Raw genomic sequence first — 18,363 nt, forward strand, 5'->3', positions numbered from 1 at the left:
GTCTTTCCTGGTCGGGTAGTCCGATCAGGCGGATACTCGATCTCCCTCGCCGAGCAGCAGTTCCACGGTCAACTCCAGCCGTTTTGCCACATCGGTGGCGGAAGAGCGGCGTGTGAGCCACGCCACCAGGTTGGAGAGCCATACGTCCGAGATCACGCGCGCCACGGCGTACTGTTCCTCGGTCGGCTCGCCTTCGGTCATGGCCCGAACGAAGAGTCGGTCCATCAAACTTCCGACCTGCTCGACCTCTGCTGCGGCAGACGCGTCCGCGAACATGAAGGCCCGAGTCATGGCCTCGGTGAGCAGGGGGTCGCGCTGCATGGCACGGGTGATCTGACTCAGAATGATCTGCATCCGCTCGCGCTGATTGTCACCGGGCGGATTCTTGCCCCGCGAATCGATGCGATCGAGTTCTCGTCCGAGGGCGGACACCAACAGATGCACCTTGGACGGGAAGTATCGATAGAGGGTTCCGACGGCGACATCGGCACGTTCGGCCACCGCCCGCATCTGCACGGCCTCGTAGCCGCCTTTGGTTGCGAGGGCGAGGGTGGCGTCGAGAATCCGCTTCCTGCGCTCGCGCTGCGCGTTGGAACTGAGGTCGTCCTCACCCAGCGTTGCGGCTGCGGTCGTGGACCGCGTGCGGGAAGTGCTCGTCATCGCCTGATTTCCTTCGCTCCTTGACTCTTCTCAGGTGACATATTAGAACACGTTCTAGACTTGTGTGTCATTACCGAGAGGCGGAAACGCGTTGTGAGTATCGCCACCACCGAAGAGCAGAGGGCGGTGCAGGAGTCCGTGCGGGCGTGGGCCCGCTCGGCCGTGCCCCTCACCACATTACGACAAGGACCAGCGGATTCGTGGAATTCGACGTGGGAGTCGTTCGCTTCATTGGGGGCGTTTTCCGTCGCCGTCCCCGAAGAGGTCGGCGGTTCGGGGGCCGAGGTCGTCGATCTGGCCGCAATGCTGGAACAGGCGGCAACCGAGCTTGTGCCAGGTCCAGTCCTCACGACGGCCCTGGCCGCGCTGGTGGTCGGACGCAGCGGCGGTCCGGCGGCCAAGCGGTGGTCCGAGGAGCTCGCGGAAGGCGCACTGCCGTGCGCCGTCGTCCTGGGCGAGTCGGTGCTCACTGCGCAGCGCGCCGACGACGGCGGACTGACCCTGACTGGAAGCGCCGGACCGGCAATGGGCGTGGGTGCGGGCGTATCGGTGCTCGTTCCCGCAGAAGCCGGCGACGGTGTTCTGTGGTGCCTCGTGGACGGCGAGGCGAATGGCCTCACCGTCAGTCCTGCCGATTCCATCGACAAGACGCGCTCGTTCGGCAGCATCGAATGCACGGACGTATCGGTCGCAGCAGACCGCGTCATCGAAGGTGTTCCCGACGGACTGGTGCGTGATCTCGCAGCCACCCTCGCCGCCGTCGAGGCATCCGGAATCGCAAGCTGGTGTCTGAACACCGCTGTCGACTACGCCAAGATTCGCGAGCAGTTCGGTAAGCCGATCGGTTCCTTCCAGGCGATCAAACACCTGTGCGCGGAGATGTTGTGCCGCGTCGAGCAATCCGGGGCGGCCGCGTGGGATGCCGCAGTCGCGGCCGAAGACGCGTTCTCCGACGGGTCCGAACTTCCGATCGCGGCTGCCGTTGCGGCGACGGTTGCCTTGGACGCAGCGGTCGAGACCGCGAAGGACTGCATTCAGGTACTCGGCGGCATCGGCTTCACCTGGGAGCACGACGCGCACTTCTACCTGCGTCGGGCGACGTCCCTGCGGCAGCTGCTCGGCGGCTCGTCGTGGTGGCGCGCACGCGTTGCCTCTCTGACCCGCTCGGGTAATCGTCGGCATCTGTCGATAGACCTGTCCGATCACGACGGAGAACGCGTCGATGTTCGCGCCGAGATCGCCGACCTCGTCGCACGCCCCGAGTCGGAGCAGCGCGCCGCGCTGGCGGAATCCGGTTACCTGGCGCCGCACTGGCCGCCGCCGTACGGGCGGGGCGCCGACGCTGCCCAGCAGATCGTCATCGAGGAGGAACTTGCCGCTGCGGGGGTCACGCGACCGGATCTGGTGATCGGGTGGTGGGCCCTGCCCACGATTCTCGAGCACGGCAGTGAAGAGCAGATCGAGAGGTTCGTGACACCGACGCTGCGCGGCGAGATCGTCTGGTGCCAGCTGTTCAGCGAACCCGGTGCCGGATCGGACCTTGCCGCACTGCGAACCACGGCGGAGAAGGTGGACGGCGGCTGGAAACTGCAAGGGCAGAAGGTGTGGACGTCCAAGGCTCAGATGGCGGATTGGGCCATCTGCTTGGCCCGCACCGACCGGGATGCGCCGAAGCACAAGGGGATCACCTACTTCCTCGTCGATATGACGTCGCCGGGGATCACGATCAAGCCGCTTCGTGAGATCACCGGAGATGCGCTGTTCAACGAGGTTTATCTCGACGGGGTCGTCGTGCCGGACGAGCTCGTCGTGGGCGGCCTCGGTGACGGGTGGAAGCTGACGCGCACGACGCTCGCGAACGAGCGCGTCGCGATGAGTGGCGGTTCGTCGCTCGGCGCCGCCATGGAGGACTTGCTCGCTCTTGCCGGTGATGCGGATCCGGTCACGGACGACAAGCTCGGGGTGCTCATCAGCAACGCAATGGTCGGTTCGCTTCTGCAGTTGCGAACCACCCTCCGCCGGCTGGACGGGCAGGACCCAGGTGCGGCCTCGAGCGTGCAGAAACTCGTGGGGGTGCGTCAGCGGCAGGCGGTTGCGGAGTTCGCGATGGAACTCGGTGGCCGGGACGGATGGGTCGAGGGGCCGTTGTCGTTCCAGTTCCTCAACACCAGGTGCTTGTCCATTGCCGGAGGTACGACGCAGATCCTGCTGACAGTCGCGGCCGAACGAATCCTGGGCCTGCCGAGATGATGCCCGGTTCGGTCGGGTGAGGGTGACTCTTCCCCGTGGCTGCAGATGGTGATACAACTAGAACACGTTCTAAATACCTCCTGTGAGTGGTTAAGGAGTCTCTGGACTCGCAAACCACTCACAGGGGGTCGGGATCAAAGGTGGGATTGTCAGCGTGGACTTCACTAGGGACGAAACACAGCAGGCCGTGGCACAGGTTGCCAGTGGCCTTCTCGCTCGTGACCTCGAACCCGACGCGCTCTGGGCAGCGTTCGCAGATGCAGATCTGCTCACACTCGCCTTGCCCGAACGTCTCGGCGGCGAGGGGCTGTCGGTGACGGATGTGGGTGCACTCCTCACGGAGGTGGGCCGTAAGGCGGCGGAAGTTCCCGCGCTCGCGACGCTCGGCTTCGGCGTCCTGCCGATCGTCGCGCTCGGCGACGAAGGGCAGCAGGACACACTGCTCGGTGGTGTCGCGGAGGGCCGCACGTTCACCGCTGCCCTTGCCGAACCTGGTGCGCAATTTCCGGAAACGCCGTCCACCGTGGCAGTGCAGTCGGGGGACGGGTTCGTAGTCACCGGCAAATCCGTCGCGGTGCCGTTCGCGGACAAGGCTCATCGAATTCTCGTTCCGACGGACGCCGGTGTGGTGCTCGTCGACCCGAACGCGGACGGGGTGACGCTCACGCCCACGCCGAGTTCGTCGGGCGCGCCGGAGTTCTCGGTGACGTTCGCCGACGCACCGGGTGAACTGCTCGCCGCGGGCGCGGATGCGGTGGCGACGCTGTACCGCATCGCACTCGCGAGCATCGGAGCGGTCGCGGACGGCTTGTTGTCCGGAGCGACGGCGTTGGCCGCCGAACACTTGGCCACTCGTCACCAGTTCGGGAAGCCCCTCGCGTCCTTCCAGGCCGTGGCCCAGCAGATCGCCGACGTATACGTGACGTCGCGGACGCTGCACGTGTCCGCTCTCGCCGCGTCGTGGCGGGTCTCGCAGGGCCTCGACGCCGCTGACGATCTCGGCGTGATGGCCTACTGGATCGCCACGGAACTTCCGGCAGCGATGCAGGTGCTTCACCACCTGCACGGCGGCCTCGGCGTCGACGTCACCTACCCGCTGCATCGCTACTACTCGACCGCAAAAGACCTGGCCCGCCTCGTGGGCGGCGCCGCATACCGACTCGACCTCGTGGGGGCCCGGTGTTCATCGATCTGACCGACGAGCAGCGTGAGCTGCAAGCCGAACTGCGCCGCTACTTCTCCGGCCTGATCTCTCCCGAAGAGGCCGAGATCATGAGCACGGAGCGGCATGGCCCGACCTACCGTGAGGTGATCCGCCGCATGGGCAAGGACGGCTGGCTCGGGGTGGGCTGGCCGGTGGAATTCGGCGGACGTGGCTTCGGCGAGATCGAACAGCAGATCTTCGTCAACGAGGCAGTGCGGGCGGACGTGCCGCTGCCCTCGGTGACCCTGCAGACGGTGGGTCCGACCCTGCAGAAGTACGGCACCGAGGAGCAGAAGCGGAAGTTCCTTCCCGCCATCCTTGCCGGTGAGGTGCACTTCGCCATCGGATACAGCGAGCCGGAGGCCGGTACCGACCTGGCGTCGCTGAAGACCACCGCGGTGCGTGACGGTGACGAGTACGTCGTCAACGGCCAGAAGATCTTCACCACCGGTGGACACGACGCCGACTATCTGTGGCTGGCTGTGCGAACCGGCAGTGCGGACTCGCGGCATCGCGGCATCTCGATCCTCATCATGGACACGAAAGACCCCGGCTACAGTTGGACGCCGATCATCACCTGCGACGGCGCCCACCACGTGAACGCCACCTACTACTCGGACGTGCGTGTGCCCGCAGACATGCTCGTGGGTGAGGAGAACCAGGGCTGGAAGCTCATCACCACCCAACTCAACCACGAGCGCGTGATGCTCGGACCCGCCGGTCGCGTCGGTGGCCTGTACGACAAGGTGTACGACTGGGCGGCTGCGAAAGACCTGCTGGGCGAGCCGGACATGCGCCGTGCCCTCGGTGAAATCCATGCCACCTATCGGCTGAACGAGCTGCTCAACTGGCAGGTGGCTTCCGCCGATCCGGGCGCGGTCGACATCGCCGACGCGTCGGCCACCAAGGTGTTCGCTACCGAACGTATTCAGCGCGTCGGCCGGCTTGCGGAGGAAATCGTCGGCCGCTACGGAGACCCGGCGGACCCCGACACCGCGAAGCTGTCGAAGTGGCTCGACATGCAGGTCAAGAGAAACCTGGTCATCACCTTCGGTGGCGGTGTCAACGAGGTCATGCGTGAGCTCATTGCGACCGCAGGCCTGAAGCTGCCCCGAGTTCCGCGATAGGAGAACTGTGTCGACCTCAGATCAGATCCTGGCCGACGCCGAGGAGTTGCGTGCTGCCGGCCCGAGCAAACCGCGTACGGGACGAGACCCGATCAATCTTCCGATGATCCGCAATTGGGTGGAGGCGATCGGGGACGAGAACCCCATCTATGTCGACGAGGACGCGGCCCGCGCGGCCGGACACGACGGTCTTGTCGCTCCGCCGGCAATGTCGCAGGTGTGGACGATGCGCGGTCTCGGCGTCAAGCGGGAGGCGGACGACCCGCTGGGCAGGATGACCGAGATCCTCGACGAGGCCGGGTTCACGTCCGTGGTCGCCACCAACTGTGATCAGACGTATCACCGCTACGTGAAGGTCGGTGAGGAAGTCACCGTCACGAGCGTTCTCGAAGATGTGGTGGGCCCGAAGAAGACCGGGTTGGGGGAAGGGTGGTTCTTCACCACCCGCAGTTCCTGGTATGTGGGCGACGAACTGGTTGCGGAGATGATGTTCCGCATCCTCAAGTTCATGCCCAAGACCGCTGCCGCGCCGGCGCCGACGGGTGTGCCGGACGACCTCGATGCGGCGAAAATGCTGCGTCCCAGCGCGTCTTTGGACACCCAGTTCTTCTGGGACGGGGTGGCAGCCCACGAACTGCGCATCCAGAAGCGGCCGGACGGCACCTTGCAGCACCCGCCCGTTCCCGCATTGTGGAAGGACAAGACGGAGCAGACCGACTACACGGTGGCGTCCGGGCGCGGCACCGTCTTCAGCTACGTCGTTCATCACGCACCGAAGGTGCCCGGCCGCTCGTTGCCGTTCGTGGTCGCGCTTGTCGAACTGGAGGAAGGCGTACGGATGCTCGGCGAACTCCGCGATGTCGATCCTGCGGAGGTGAACGTCGGAATGCCCGTGCAGGCAATGTATCTGGACATTCCCGGAGACGAGGAAACCGGTAACACACCCTGGACGCTGTACGCGTGGCAGCCGACCCCCGGAGAGAAGGTGCAGGCATGACCGTGTCGACTCTGACGGTGGCCGTCGGCGAGAAACTACCGGAGCTGGCCATCTACGGCGATCCGACGTTCATCGTGTCGTCGGCGATTGCCACTCGTGACTACCAGGATGTGCACCACGACCGAGACCTGGCCCAACAGAAGGGGTCCAAGGATATTTTCGTCAACATCCTGACGGACACCGGCTTGGTGCAGCGCTTCATCACCGATTGGGCGGGCCCGCGCGCCGTGCTGAAGTCGCTCGAGTTGAAGTTGGGTGTGCCGTGGTACGCGTACGACACCCTGGTTCTGTCCGGGGAGGTCACCGCAGTCGAAAACGACGTGGTGACGGTGGCTGTCGTCGGCAAGGACAGTCTCGGCGACCACATCAAGTCGACGGTCACCCTGACGTTCAATCTGAAGGACGGTGCGCACGCATGAGCGAGTTGTCGGGGAAGGCGTCGATCGTCGGGATCGGGGCCACGGACTTTTCGAAGGATTCCGGCCGCAGTGAGCTTCGGCTTGCGGCGGAGGCCGTGACGGCCGCGCTGGACGATGCGGGTCTCACACCCGCGGACGTCGACGGCCTCACGTCGTTCACTATGGACACGAACACCGAGGTGGCGGTGGCGCGTTCAGTGGGGATTCCGAGCCTGAAGTTCTTCAGCCGCATCCACTACGGCGGCGGCGCGGCGTGTGCGACCGTGCAGCAGGCGGCGATGGCTGTGGCAACCGGGGTTGCGGATGTAGTGGTGGCCTACCGTGCGTTCAACGAGCGTTCCGGTATGCGGTACGGGCAGGTCAACAGCGGTCTCGTACAGCAGGTGAATTCGTCGGGCACGGACAATGCGTTCTCGTATCCGCACGGGCTTTCCACTCCGGCTGCCTTCGTTGCGATGGTGGCTCAGCGGTACATGCACGAATACGGTGCGAAAAGTGAGGATTTCGGGCGCATCGCGGTGACCGATCGCAAACACGCCGCCACCAACCCGAATGCGTTCTTCTATCAGAAGCCGATCACCCTCGAAGATCATCAGAAATCGCGCTTCATCGCCGAACCGTTGCATCTGCTCGACTGCTGCCAGGAATCCGACGGTGGTATCGCGATCGTGGTCACCTCACCCGAGCGGGCGAAAGACCTGAAGTGCAAGCCGGTCACCATCGCCGCGGCGGCGCAGGGAAGTGGCTCGGACCAATACATCATGACCAGTTACTACCGTCCCGAGCTTGCGGGACTGCCGGAGATGGAACTGGTCGGAAACCAACTGTGGGATCAGGCCGGGCTGCGTCCGGGTGACATGGACATGGCCGTGCTGTACGACCACTTCACCCCGTATGTGCTGATGCAGCTCGAAGAACTTGGGTTCTGCGGACGCGGCGAGGCCAAGGACTTCATTGCAGACGGCGCTATCGAACTGGGCGGAAAGCTTCCTCTCAACACGCACGGCGGCCAGCTCGGTGAGGCCTATATCCACGGCATGAACGGCATCGCCGAAGGTGTCCGTCAGATCCGCGGCACCTCCGTCAACCAAGTGCAGGACGCGCAGAACGTCCTCGTCACCGCTGGTACCGGCGTCCCCACGTCAGGGCTGGTGCTGACGGCCTAGACACCAGCCTTCACGATCAGACCCGTCGCATCACCGATACGACTTTGCCGAGGACGGTCGCGTGGTCACCATCGATCACGTCGTAGGCCGGGTTCCGCGGCTCGAGATAGACGTGACCACTTCGACGGCGAAGCACCTTCACGGTGGCTTCACCGTCGATCATGGCAGCAACGATCTCGCCGGAATGAGCTTCCGACTGTTGCCGCACCACGACGACATCGCCGTCACAAATCGCGGCGTCCGTCATCGAATCCCCACGTACGCGCAGTGCGAACACGGTTCCGGAACCGACCAACTCGCGCGACAGCGTGAGCGTCTCGTCGGTGTGTTCCTCGGCAAGAATGGGCACGCCGGCCGCGATGTCACCGACCACGGGAACGGATACCGAACTCTCGGACGCCCGGACTGCGTCGCTGCCGACGAACGGGCGTACGTCCAATTGGCGTGTCATCGACGACCCGCGGCGGAGAAAGCCTTTGTCTTCGAGGGTTCTGAGGCGCTTGGACACCGACGATGTCGACCGCAGTCCCACGGCGTCCCCGATTTGCTTGGTGCTCGGCATATACCCATGGGCGACCACCCAGTCGCGGATCGTGGCGAGGATCTGCTGGTCGCGCCTGGACAGTGTGGCGGGGTCGAAACCCCCGAACATGTCGAAATAGTCGTAGTCGGTCACCGGGGCATCGTATGGTCCAGGCCGAACATCGAAACCGCCGACCTGCCCGGCTACGGTCGTCGCTTACGCTGGCTCAACCGGCCAGGGTGACGACCGCATCCACCGCGACGAAGATCAGCGTCGCCAGCAGTGCCGCGTAGGCGACAAGCAGTACGATCTTTGTGGCGTGTTCACTGGTAGGCGGGAAGATCTTGGGGATTACCCGCCCAGCGGCGTCGTAGACCTTCTCTGTCGAAGTGGCCACTGATCGGCCCTCCTCTCGGTGCAGCATCAATTCGCGCGCCCGTCCAGATGTGGCCACCCGGATCAGGTGCGAATTACTCCCCGATTCTAGGCCCGTTCGCGCGGTCGTGCCCAGAAAGTTCGCGGATCACCCGGCACGGATTTCCCGCAGCGAAGACGTGCGACGGCACATCTCGTGTGACGACGCTGCCTGCTCCGATCACACTGTTGGAGCCGATGGTGACACCGGGGCACACGATGACACCTCCGCCCATCCACACGTTGTCGCCGATCACGATCGGTGCCGCAGACTCGAAACGCCGGCGGCGTGCCTCGTGATCGTCCATCGGATGCAGGGCGGTGAGGAGCTGAGCGCGCGGTCCGATCGAGACGTCGTTGCCGATGGTGACCGGTGCGCAGTCCAAGATGACGGCGTCGTAATTGAGGAAGCTGTTCGAGCCGATTCGAATCGAGTACCCGTAGTCGCACTGGAAGCGCGGCATGATCCACGAGTCGGCGCCGATCTCGCCGAGGAGTTCGGTGAGGACGGCTCGGCGTTCCTCGTCCTGATCGGCCGTGGTGGCGTTGTACCGATCGACCAGACGGCCGCACGCCTTCCGCTCGGCCACCAGTTCGGGATCACTGTCCTTGTAGAGATCGCCGCGCAGCATGCGGTCCTTCTGCTCACCCATCCGATCACCCTATGTAAGCGGCAAGGTGCTGGCCGGTGAGGGTGGAGCCGTCGGCGACGAGATCGGCGGGCGTCCCCTCGAAGACGACCTGCCCACCGTCGTGACCGGCGCCGGGGCCGAGATCGATGATCCAATCGGCGTGCGCCATCACCGCCTGGTGGTGCTCGACGACGATGACGGACTTGCCCGAGTCGACGAGCCGGTCGAGTAGACCCAGCAGGTGCTCGACGTCGGCGAGGTGCAGGCCCGCAGTGGGTTCGTCCAGAACGTAGGTGCCGCCTTTCTCGGACATGTGCGTGGCGAGCTTGAGTCGCTGGCGCTCGCCGCCGGACAGAGTGGTGAGCGGCTGCCCGATTCGTAGGTATCCGAGCCCGACGTCGACGAGGCGTTGCAGAATCTTATGGGCCGCAGGGATTTTCGATTCCGGGCCGCCGAAGAACATCTCCGCTTCGGCCACCGACATCGCCAAGACTTCGGCGATGTCCCGCCCGCCGAAGTGATACTCGAGAACCTCTTGCTTGTAGCGCTTGCCCTCGCACTCCTCGCACGGCGTGGAGACTCCCGCCATCATCGCGAGGTCCATGTAGATGACACCCGCACCCTTGCACGCGGGGCAGGCGCCCTCGGAATTGGCACTGAACAATGCCGGCTTCACTCCGTTGGCCTTCGCGAATGCTTTGCGGATCGGATCGAGCATCCCCGTGTAGGTGGCGGGGTTGCTGCGTCGTGACCCGCGGATCGCGGCCTGATCGATGGATACCACGTCCTCGCCGGCGGGGATGGAGCCGTGGACGAGGGAGCTCTTGCCGGAGCCGGCCACACCGGTGACGACGACGAGAACGCCCAGCGGAATATCGACGTCCACGTCCTGCAGGTTGTGTTCCGATGCTCCACGGATCGCGAGCTTGCCAGTGGGTTCGCGTACCGAATCCTTGACGGCGGCGCGGTCGTCGAAATGGCGGCCGGTGATGGTGTCGGTGGCGCGCAGGCCGTCGACGCTGCCTTCGAAGCAGATGGTTCCGCCGTCCGAACCGGCGCCCGGGCCCAGATCCACGATGTGATCGGCGATCACGATGGTCTCGGGCTTGTGTTCGACGACCAGCACCGTGTTGCCCTTGTCTCGCAGACGCAGCAGCAGGTTGTTCATCCGCTGTATGTCGTGCGGGTGCAGGCCGGTGGTGGGCTCGTCGAAAACGTAGGTGATGTCGGTGAGCGACGAATGCAGGTGGCGAATCATTTTCGTGCGCTGCGCTTCACCGCCGGACAGTGTTCCCGACGGACGCTCGAGCGAGAGATATCCGAGCCCGATCTCGACGAACGAATCCAGCGTCTGCTGCAGTGTCTCCAACAGCGGGGCCACCGACGGTTCGTCCAACGTGCGGACCCACTCGGCGAGACCGTCTATCTGCATCGAGCACGCGTCGGCGATGTTGATTCCCGCGATCTTCGACGAGCGGGCACCCTCGTTCAGCCGAGTGCCGCCGCATTCGGGGCAGTCGGTGAAGGTGATCGCACGCTCCACGAACGCGCGGATGTGTGGCTGCATCGCGTCGACGTCTTTGGCCAGGAACGACTTCTGGATCTGCGGGATCAGCCCGCTGTAGGTCAGGTTGATGCCCTCGACCTTGATCTTGGTCGGCTCGCGATAGAGAAGGTCGTCGAGTTCCTTCTTGGTGTATTTGCGGATCGGTTTGTCCGGGTCGAAGTATCCGCAGCCACGGTAGATGCGGCCGTACCAGCCGTCCATGCTGTAGCCGGGGATGGTGAGGGCGCCTTCGCTCAGTGACTTGCTGTCGTCGTACAGAGCGGTCAGGTCGAAATCCGAGACTGCGCCGCGCCCCTCGCAGCGCGGGCACATACCGCCCGTGATGTTGAAGTCGCGGCGCTCCTTGACGGTCTTTCCGCCCTTCTCGAACTTGACCGCTCCGGCCCCGCTGATCGAGGCGACGTTGAACGAGAACGCCTGCGGCGAACCGATGTGCGGTGTGCCGAGCCGACTGAAGAGGATACGCAGCATCGCGTTGGCGTCGGTGGCGGTACCCACCGTCGAGCGCGGGTCCGCGCCCATGCGCTGCTGGTCGACGATGATCGCCGTCGTCAAGCCTTCGAGCACGTCCACGTCCGGACGCGCCAGCGTGGGCATGAAGCCCTGTACGAAGGCGCTGTAGGTTTCGTTGATCATCCGCTGCGACTCGGCGGCGATCGTGCCGAACACGAGGGAACTCTTACCCGAGCCGGAGACGCCGGTGAAGACAGTGAGACGCCGCTTCGGGATTTCGACCGTCACGTCTTTCAGGTTGTTCACCCGCCCACCCCGAACGCGAATGAGATCGTGGCTGTCGGCTGCGTGCGGCTTGCTCATCATGTCTCCATCTGTCGAGGTCGCCATCTTGGAGTCGCTTGGTCGATCCAATCAGATACGGGTGACACTGTCTTGCACGAATTCGGCGTCAATTCGGTCCGCCCGAGGCTGCGATCGAATCACCCAACGCTTGGAACAGCCCGGTGAGTTCCCGACGCGGTGTCGTTCCGCTACGTATCACCCCGCACACGGGGATACGCAACAAGTTCTGGGCCTCTCGCATGAAGCTCAACCCGGCGCGAGGGGTGGTGTCGGCGGCGTTCGCGTAAAGCACGGTCCACGCGCGCGGATTTGTCAGCACGTCGAGGGTGGCCGTGTGATCGTGCTGGATCGAGGGCCCGAGGCGGACGGGCCTGCCGGTGTGACCGAACGCGGTCTCGACGACGGAATGGATCAGCGTCTGACGACTGCGTGGCGGCAGGAGCAACGGATACGGGGCGAGCTCGGCGAGTTCCACGGTGGCGAAGGCGGACAACGGGTGCTGGTTGGACGTGACGATCACCAGATCCTCCCGGCCGAGGGGGACTGCTTCGAGCCCCGGTCGGTCGACTTCTCCGCGGATCAGCGCGAGGTCGGCATCACCGGACGCAACTGCGGTGATGCGGTCGTTGAAGTCTTTGATGACGAACTCGATGTCCACCTGAGGGAACTGATCGCGCACCTGGGAGATCGCCTCGAGGCTTTGCGTGGCGAAGCTCATGCTGGCGGTGATGCGCAGCCGGTTGCGTGGATCCTGGCCGACGAGGAGCGCTCGCGACTCCAGGCTCATGACCTCTGCTGCGAGCGGCATCAGGCGCTGTCCGGCGGGGGTCAATTTGACGACGCGGGTGGAGCGTTCGAGTAGGGGAGCGCCGAGTTCCTTCTCGAGCTTCGCGATCTGATGGCTGATCGCGGACTGGGAGATGAAACAGCGCTCGGCTGCCTTCGAAAAGCTTCCTTCTTCGCCTACTGCGAGAAAGTAGCGCAGTTGCCTGAATTCCATGTCCTCATGTTACCCGTCGGTACGTCTATTTATGAGCAATCGAGATAACAGAATTTCGATATCTGCAGGTAGGTGGTGATTCCGGCAGCTTCACGCTTAGTGTGGTGCTCATACGCAACGACGCGATATACGTTCCGGGAGGTACACGATGGATCGCACACAGGTCGTCATCGTCGGCTCAGGCTTCGGTGCCCTGGCGGCAGCGAAGAAGCTCGGCAAGGCAGGCACCCCGTTCGTGCTGATCTCCGAGACCACGGAACACCTGTTCCAGCCCCTGCTCTACCAGGTGGCCACCGGTGTCATCTCTCCCGGCGAGATCGCCCCGTCGATCCGCTCCATTCTCGCGAAGTACCCCAGCGGCGACGTTCGCCTCGGTCGTGTCGTGGACGTCGACCCGGACGCCCACGAGGTCGTCTACGAATCGGCCGGTGTTCGCCACACGATCGGCTACGACACCTTGATCGCCGCCACCGGTGCGCGTCAGGCCTACTTCGGCAACGATCACTTCGCCGACGTCACGTACGCCCTCAAGACGGTGCAGGACGCCGACCGCCTGCGTCGCCAGATCGTGAGCTGCTTCGAGGAAGCCCACACCACCACCGACCCCGAGCGGCGCCGGAACCTGCTCAACTTCATCGTCATCGGTGCAGGCCCGACCGGAGTCGAGCTCGCCGGGCAGATCAAGGAACTCGCCGGCCGCTACTTCGCGAAGTCGCTCCGCGACATCACCGCCGACGACGTCACGGTGACTCTCGTCGAGGGTGCGAACGAGGCCCTTCCGGTCTTCGGCGGAAAGCTCAGCAAGTACACGCTCGAATCGCTCGAGAAGGCGGGCGTCGAGGTCGTTCTGGGCACGATGGTCACCGATATCGACGAAACCGGCGCAACCCTGTCGTCGCCGGCCAAGGACTTCGAGAAGCGGCTCACCGCAGAGACCATCATCTGGTCGGCAGGCATTCAGGCCAACGACTTCGCGGCAGTGCTCGCAGAGCGCACCGGTTGCGAGACCGGCCGCGGCGGGCGTCTGTTGGTCGACGAAGACCTCACCGTCGGCAAGTACGACGACATCTACGCCATCGGGGACATGGCGTCGCTCAAGGACTTCCCGGCGCAATCACCGTTCGCCATGCAGGGCGGTCGCCACGTCGCGGCGATCGTCAACGGCAAGCGCGAAGCCGGCGCCCCCTTCTCCTACAAGGACAAGGGCAGCATGGCGATCATCAACCGATTCCGGGCCATCACCCGCGTCGGCAAGGTCGAGCTGACCGGCTTCATCGCCTGGATGCTGTGGCTCGTCGTGCACCTCGTCTACCTGGTCGGTTTCCGTAACCGGTACGTCGCCGTGATGTCCTGGTGCGGATCGTTCCTCGGTCACCGTCGCCCGCACTTCTACTACGCGCAAGATCTGCCGTCCGAGCACGAAGGCTCGAAGAAGGAGCCTGAACGGGCCGCCGCCTGACCACCCCTGTGAGTGGTCAGCGAGTCCAGATACTCGTTGGTCGCGCACCGAGGTATTGCCCCACGAAGGTACGCACCGAGAACCCCCGCCAGTCGATCGATGCCGGCGGGGGTTCTGGTTTCGGTTCGTGGCAGTTGCGATGACCGGACGCACCGAGCCTGTCTTTATCCGGTGGTGGTGAGGCTGCGGAGGATGCCGGGCGGGGTGGTCAACGCAGCCTTCGTGTAACGGTGTCCCCAGAAGCTCGGCTTGTTGTACGTGCGGGCGACCCAGCTCAGGTCGTCGACGACGAGTCCGTCGTAGCCGAGTTCGATCTGGAACCCGGACGGCGTCCCGATGTACGTGGAGGTCATCAGGTCGTTGCTGTGTCGGCCGAGCGTTTGCATCACGGGGGTTTCGTACTTGGGCAGCAGGTCGATCGCTTTCCCTAGATCGTCCATGGTTTCGTATTCGAGCATCAGGTGGTTGAACCCGACGTGACCGGGTATCTCGGCGAGCGCCAGCGAGTGGTGGCGGCCGTTGACGTGGTAGAAACGCACGTTGAAGTGCTCGGAGATGATTCGGTCGGAAAGCCTGAATCCGAGAGTATCGGCGTAGAATTCGTTCGCTGCGGTCATGTCGGGCACCTGAAACACCACGTGGCCGAGACCCTGTCCGTCGGTGACGAAGCCGCCGCGCATGGTTCGGCCAGGCCGAAATGAATACGGGGTGGCAGTCTTACCCCAGCTCAATTCGTGACGTAGGCCCCACGGGTCCTCGAAGCTGGCGAGTTCCGCAACCTGGCGTTCGGTGCAGAGGTCGGCGTTACCCCACGTGAGTGTGATGCCCTTGGCCTCGAGTTCGTCGGCATAAGCGTGCAAGTCGGTCTCGTTGGCCAGACCCCATCCGGCGTAGCGGAACTCGTCGGCGTCGGTCGGATGGACAGCGATACGGTAGTCGACGTCGTCGACAGCCAAGCGTGTAGCGCCATCGGGTCCGTCGTCTTTGACCATGGCGCCGAGCAGGCCAGGACCGTAGGTCTTCCACGTGGTGGCGTTCGGCGACCCGAACCCCACATATGACAGTTCTTGGATCATGACGTCCCCTTCGAATTCGAGATGCAACTCTGGAACACGTTCTCATCAGAATCGTAAGCGTAACCAATCATTGGTGCAACCAATTAAAGGTCGACCGGAGGTCTCGTCAGCGAAAGCGCCGCACGCGCTACCGTCGAACACATGACGCCAGACAAGTCCGCGCCGCAAACGGAGCCCACGTCGTTGGATGACCGTGTCGGCTACCACTTGGTGCGGACCGCGATGCGAGTCCGGCGCCGTTACGTCGATGACCTCGGTTCCTGCGGTTTGTTGCCGAATCATCACGCGATTTTGGCGGTGCTCGACGAAGAGGGCCCCACCTATCAGAAGCGACTTGCCGAACGCACCACCGTCGATGCCGGAGACCTTGTCGCTTACCTCGATGTGCTCGAGAAGCAGAAATACGTTGCCCGGGCACGCGACCCCCAGGATCGTCGTCGACACACGGTGACACTGACCTCGGCCGGGCGGCGCAAACTCGCCGAAGCGGACCGCTGCATGAGCACCACCGAGCAGATGCTGTTCGGCGACATCGGTGAAGTGGAGCGCAAGCAACTCGTCGAGACCATGCGCGCAATCTACGTTCGCACCGGCCGACCGTCCGCTGACTTGTAAGACGAATCCGAATCAGCGGCCGACTAGGGGGATTCGGTCACACCGCGAAGAAACGCGCCGAGAACCCCCGCCAGCTGATCGATGCTCGCGGGGGTTCCCGGTGTCAGTCCATCGAATGACCGGGCTCCGGCGAATCGGTCGAACACCGCACCTTCCACGACGCTGACGAAGTCGGCGCCCGCAGTGTTTGGATCGGTTGCCCCGAGCGTGTCCAACAATTCGACCGCCCGCGGACGTGAGAACAGGCTCCCGGCGAGCAGGCGATGAAGTTCGGGGTCGTCGGCCAGTTCGACTGTGAGGGCGTATCGGGCGCGGACGTCGTCGATCCTCTCGCCCAACAATCGGTCCAGGATTTCGGCACCGAATCGGGCCATGTCGTCCACGCTCGGGACTACTTTCAACGCTGTGGTGGCCGATTCGAAGTGCCGTCTGGATCGTTCGGTGAGGCGGCGGACAGTAGCTTCGAGAAGGGCTCGCTTGGTTCGGAAGTAATAGGAGGTCGAACCGCCCGGCAGATCGAGTTGACTGTCGATTGCTCGATGCGTCAGGGCGCGCAGGCCCGAGCGGGCAATCACCGCGATCGCGGCGTCTGCGATCAGTTCACGCCTGTCGGACATGCGCTGTCTCTCCGCTCACATCGATTCTGATTCCATTGACCACATCTACTCTACATCCATAGAGTTTCCTCTATGGATGTAGAGATCGAGTGGGATGACGCCCAACGTGCCGTCGTGGAACATCTTGACCTCACCGCACGTCAGTTGCGTAGGAAGTGGCCGTGGAGTCGCCGGCCGACGGGTACCTACTTGTGGGGGCCGGTTGGTCGCGGCAAGACCGTCCTGATGGATGACTTTTTCGAGAAGGTGACGGCTCCGAAGCGTCGCGTGCATTTCCATGGGTTCTTCCAGGAACTGCATCGCAGCGCACACGCGCGTGGGTCCGCCGACCGGGCGATGGACTTGCTTCTCAGCGGTGTTCGTCTGCTGTGCTTCGACGAATTTCACGTGCACGATGTCGGCGACGCCACCCTCTTGGCCCGGCTGCTCGCGCATGTAGAAGAGCGCGGAATCACCCTGGTTGCCACGTCCAACTATCCACCGAACGGACTGTTGCCCAATCCCTTGTTCCATCACGCCTTCCAGCCCTCCATCGAATGGCTCGAGGTGAATCTCGATGTGGTGTCCGTGGACGCGGGAATCGACTATCGCACAGGTGGGACGGTGAACGCAGACAACGAGCGATTCGCTTCCGGACGGTTCGTAGAGTCCATCGATCCGACTCTCCCGACCGAGAATTCGCGGCAAACTCTGTACCCGGGCAGTCGCGGAGTCAGTGCACTCGAGGTCGATGGAACCGCGGCATGGTTCGACTTCTGGGATCTGTGCGCGACGCCGAGCGCGGTGAGCGACTATCTCGCACTCGCCGAGACGTATCGGTCGTGGACGATCAGCGGTGTTCCCCGGCTGGAGACCGCCGGTAGCGATGCGATTCGGCGGTTCGGCAATGTGATCGACGTCCTCTACGACGCGAACGTGTCGGTGACGGTCGTCGCGGAGGCGTCGTTGACAGACCTGGTGGCCGGCGCGGAAGGGTCGGTTGATCTGGATCGACTCACCAGCAGGTTGTCACTCCTACCTCTGTGCGTGGCCGGCGAGTCTGCAGACTCGCCGGCCACGCACAGAGGGGTCAGAAACGGCGAATGTCATAGATGTGGTCCCAGTACGACAGCGGGGTGAGACCAGTGGGGACGCCGGGGCTGTGAGCATTGAAAACTTGCCCGAATCCCGCGTAGATACCGATGTGTGAGGCGTCCCGATTGAGAACGATGACATCGCCGGGAGCCAACGCCCACCGTGGAATGTGCGTTCCGACTTCGGTTTGTTCCCAGGTGGTGCGGGGCAGGTTGACGCCCGCCTGACGGAAGGCCCACTGCACCAGGCCGGAACAGTCCCAGGCGTTCGGGCCCGTACCGCCCCACAGATACGGGTCTCCCGTCTGGGTGGCGGCCGCGGCCAGCGCCGTCAAACCGGCAGGTGTCGGGATCGGCAGCGGCAATACTGCAGATCCGCTGGAACTGCCCGAACTGCTGCCAGAACTACCCGAGCTGCCTGAGCTACCCGGTTGGGCGAGAGCCGGACCGGCGGAGAGTGCCGTGGTGGCCAGGGCGATGGTGCCGATCACGATTGCGCGGCGGAGTTTTCTCGGTTGGGGCACGTTACTCGGTTGGGACACAGGGTCCCCCCTTCGTTCGTCGCTACCGATGTTCATTGGCTATCGGTCGGACAGTCGGGGGATGAGCATCCTCGACTTCCGAGGGATCGAGTAGAGCGTACAAAGGGAAACCCGGTGGTACCTGCCGAATCGTTATATTCGTTCGGCAGGTGCCACCGGGCTTTCGTCACCATCACGTGATATTGGCGGACCGCAATCACACCGTCACGGCTTCCGCGTAGCTA

Annotated in this window: 18 protein-coding genes; 9 read left to right on the forward strand and 9 right to left on the reverse strand. The window is 63.9% G+C overall.

The features are described 5' to 3' along the window. Positions 1-24: 24 nt before the first annotated feature. On the reverse strand, positions 25-660 hold the full coding sequence (gene kstR / locus ACZI8Q_RS11180) for a cholesterol catabolism transcriptional regulator KstR (protein ID WP_463373599.1): 636 nt from the start codon (positions 658-660) through the stop codon (positions 25-27). Positions 661-753: 93 nt separating this feature from the next. On the opposite strand from kstR, the gene ACZI8Q_RS11185 reads away from it, so the two are divergent. The 6 genes from ACZI8Q_RS11185 (at position 754) to ACZI8Q_RS11210 (ending at position 7,823) form a co-directional block, all read left to right on the forward strand. Next, entirely contained in the window at positions 754-2,910 is a 2,157-nt protein-coding gene (locus tag ACZI8Q_RS11185) for an acyl-CoA dehydrogenase (RefSeq protein WP_463373600.1), read from the forward strand. 154 nt (positions 2,911-3,064) lie between these two features. Next, the gene (locus ACZI8Q_RS11190) at positions 3,065-4,105 is read left to right on the forward strand and encodes an acyl-CoA dehydrogenase family protein (RefSeq protein ID WP_463373601.1); all 1,041 of its coding nucleotides are present in this window, start codon (positions 3,065-3,067) and stop codon (positions 4,103-4,105) included. Beyond that, positions 4,090-5,241 (forward strand): acyl-CoA dehydrogenase family protein, encoded by a 1,152-nt coding sequence (locus tag ACZI8Q_RS11195; protein ID WP_463373602.1) that lies wholly within the window; start codon positions 4,090-4,092, stop codon positions 5,239-5,241. Before ACZI8Q_RS11190 ends, ACZI8Q_RS11195 begins: the two co-directional genes overlap by 16 nt. Positions 5,242-5,248: 7 nt before the next feature. Then, positions 5,249-6,238, forward strand: a complete 990-nt coding sequence (locus ACZI8Q_RS11200) for a bifunctional MaoC family dehydratase N-terminal/OB-fold nucleic acid binding domain-containing protein (RefSeq protein ID WP_463373603.1) — start codon at positions 5,249-5,251, stop codon at positions 6,236-6,238. Next, complete coding sequence (locus ACZI8Q_RS11205; protein WP_463373604.1) at positions 6,235-6,657, forward strand: MaoC family dehydratase; 423 nt, start codon at positions 6,235-6,237, stop codon at positions 6,655-6,657. The genes ACZI8Q_RS11200 and ACZI8Q_RS11205 overlap by 4 nt, the downstream gene beginning before the upstream one ends. Beyond that, positions 6,654-7,823: a lipid-transfer protein gene (locus ACZI8Q_RS11210; protein ID WP_463373605.1), complete on the forward strand. Its 1,170-nt coding sequence runs from the start codon at positions 6,654-6,656 to the stop codon at positions 7,821-7,823. Before ACZI8Q_RS11205 ends, ACZI8Q_RS11210 begins: the two co-directional genes overlap by 4 nt. 16 nt (positions 7,824-7,839) lie before the next feature. Here the strand turns inward: ACZI8Q_RS11210 and lexA are convergent, their stop codons facing one another. From lexA to ACZI8Q_RS11235, 5 genes are all read right to left on the reverse strand, one after another. Next, on the reverse strand, positions 7,840-8,475 hold the full coding sequence (lexA, locus tag ACZI8Q_RS11215; RefSeq protein WP_463373767.1) for a transcriptional repressor LexA: 636 nt from the start codon (positions 8,473-8,475) through the stop codon (positions 7,840-7,842). Between the two features lie 97 nt (positions 8,476-8,572). Further along, entirely contained in the window at positions 8,573-8,743 is a 171-nt protein-coding gene (locus ACZI8Q_RS11220; protein ID WP_463373606.1) for a hypothetical protein, read from the reverse strand. A gap of 73 nt (positions 8,744-8,816) precedes the next feature. Then, on the reverse strand, positions 8,817-9,413 hold the full coding sequence (locus ACZI8Q_RS11225; protein ID WP_463373607.1) for a sugar O-acetyltransferase: 597 nt from the start codon (positions 9,411-9,413) through the stop codon (positions 8,817-8,819). A gap of 4 nt (positions 9,414-9,417) precedes the next feature. Then, positions 9,418-11,775 carry an ATP-binding cassette domain-containing protein gene (locus tag ACZI8Q_RS11230; protein WP_463373768.1) on the reverse strand — a complete coding sequence of 786 codons (2,358 nt, stop codon included), beginning with the start codon at positions 11,773-11,775 and terminating at the stop codon, positions 9,418-9,420. A gap of 88 nt (positions 11,776-11,863) precedes the next feature. Next, positions 11,864-12,757: a LysR family transcriptional regulator gene (locus ACZI8Q_RS11235; RefSeq protein ID WP_463373608.1), complete on the reverse strand. Its 894-nt coding sequence runs from the start codon at positions 12,755-12,757 to the stop codon at positions 11,864-11,866. A gap of 148 nt (positions 12,758-12,905) precedes the next feature. Between ACZI8Q_RS11235 and ACZI8Q_RS11240 the strand changes: the two genes are divergently transcribed. Continuing rightward, positions 12,906-14,216: an NAD(P)/FAD-dependent oxidoreductase gene (locus ACZI8Q_RS11240; RefSeq protein WP_463373609.1), complete on the forward strand. Its 1,311-nt coding sequence runs from the start codon at positions 12,906-12,908 to the stop codon at positions 14,214-14,216. Between the two features lie 164 nt (positions 14,217-14,380). Here ACZI8Q_RS11240 and ACZI8Q_RS11245 read toward each other — a convergent pair whose 3' ends face one another. Further along, entirely contained in the window at positions 14,381-15,292 is a 912-nt protein-coding gene (locus ACZI8Q_RS11245; protein ID WP_463373610.1) for a VOC family protein, read from the reverse strand. A gap of 141 nt (positions 15,293-15,433) precedes the next feature. On the opposite strand from ACZI8Q_RS11245, the gene ACZI8Q_RS11250 reads away from it, so the two are divergent. After that, complete coding sequence (locus ACZI8Q_RS11250; protein ID WP_463373611.1) at positions 15,434-15,907, forward strand: MarR family winged helix-turn-helix transcriptional regulator; 474 nt, start codon at positions 15,434-15,436, stop codon at positions 15,905-15,907. Between the two features lie 23 nt (positions 15,908-15,930). On the opposite strand, the gene ACZI8Q_RS11255 is transcribed toward ACZI8Q_RS11250, so the two are convergent. Then, on the reverse strand, positions 15,931-16,524 hold the full coding sequence (locus ACZI8Q_RS11255; RefSeq protein WP_463373612.1) for a TetR/AcrR family transcriptional regulator: 594 nt from the start codon (positions 16,522-16,524) through the stop codon (positions 15,931-15,933). Between the two features lie 72 nt (positions 16,525-16,596). On the opposite strand from ACZI8Q_RS11255, the gene zapE reads away from it, so the two are divergent. Continuing rightward, a complete protein-coding gene (gene zapE / locus ACZI8Q_RS11260; RefSeq protein WP_463373613.1) occupies positions 16,597-17,643 on the forward strand; it encodes a cell division protein ZapE in 1,047 nt (348 codons plus the stop codon). On the opposite strand, the gene ACZI8Q_RS11265 is transcribed toward zapE, so the two are convergent. Continuing rightward, a complete protein-coding gene (locus tag ACZI8Q_RS11265; RefSeq protein ID WP_463373614.1) occupies positions 17,594-18,139 on the reverse strand; it encodes a C40 family peptidase in 546 nt (181 codons plus the stop codon). The genes zapE and ACZI8Q_RS11265 overlap by 50 nt on opposite strands. Positions 18,140-18,363: the final 224 nt, after the last annotated feature.

The organism is Rhodococcus quanlei (assembly GCF_055231015.1).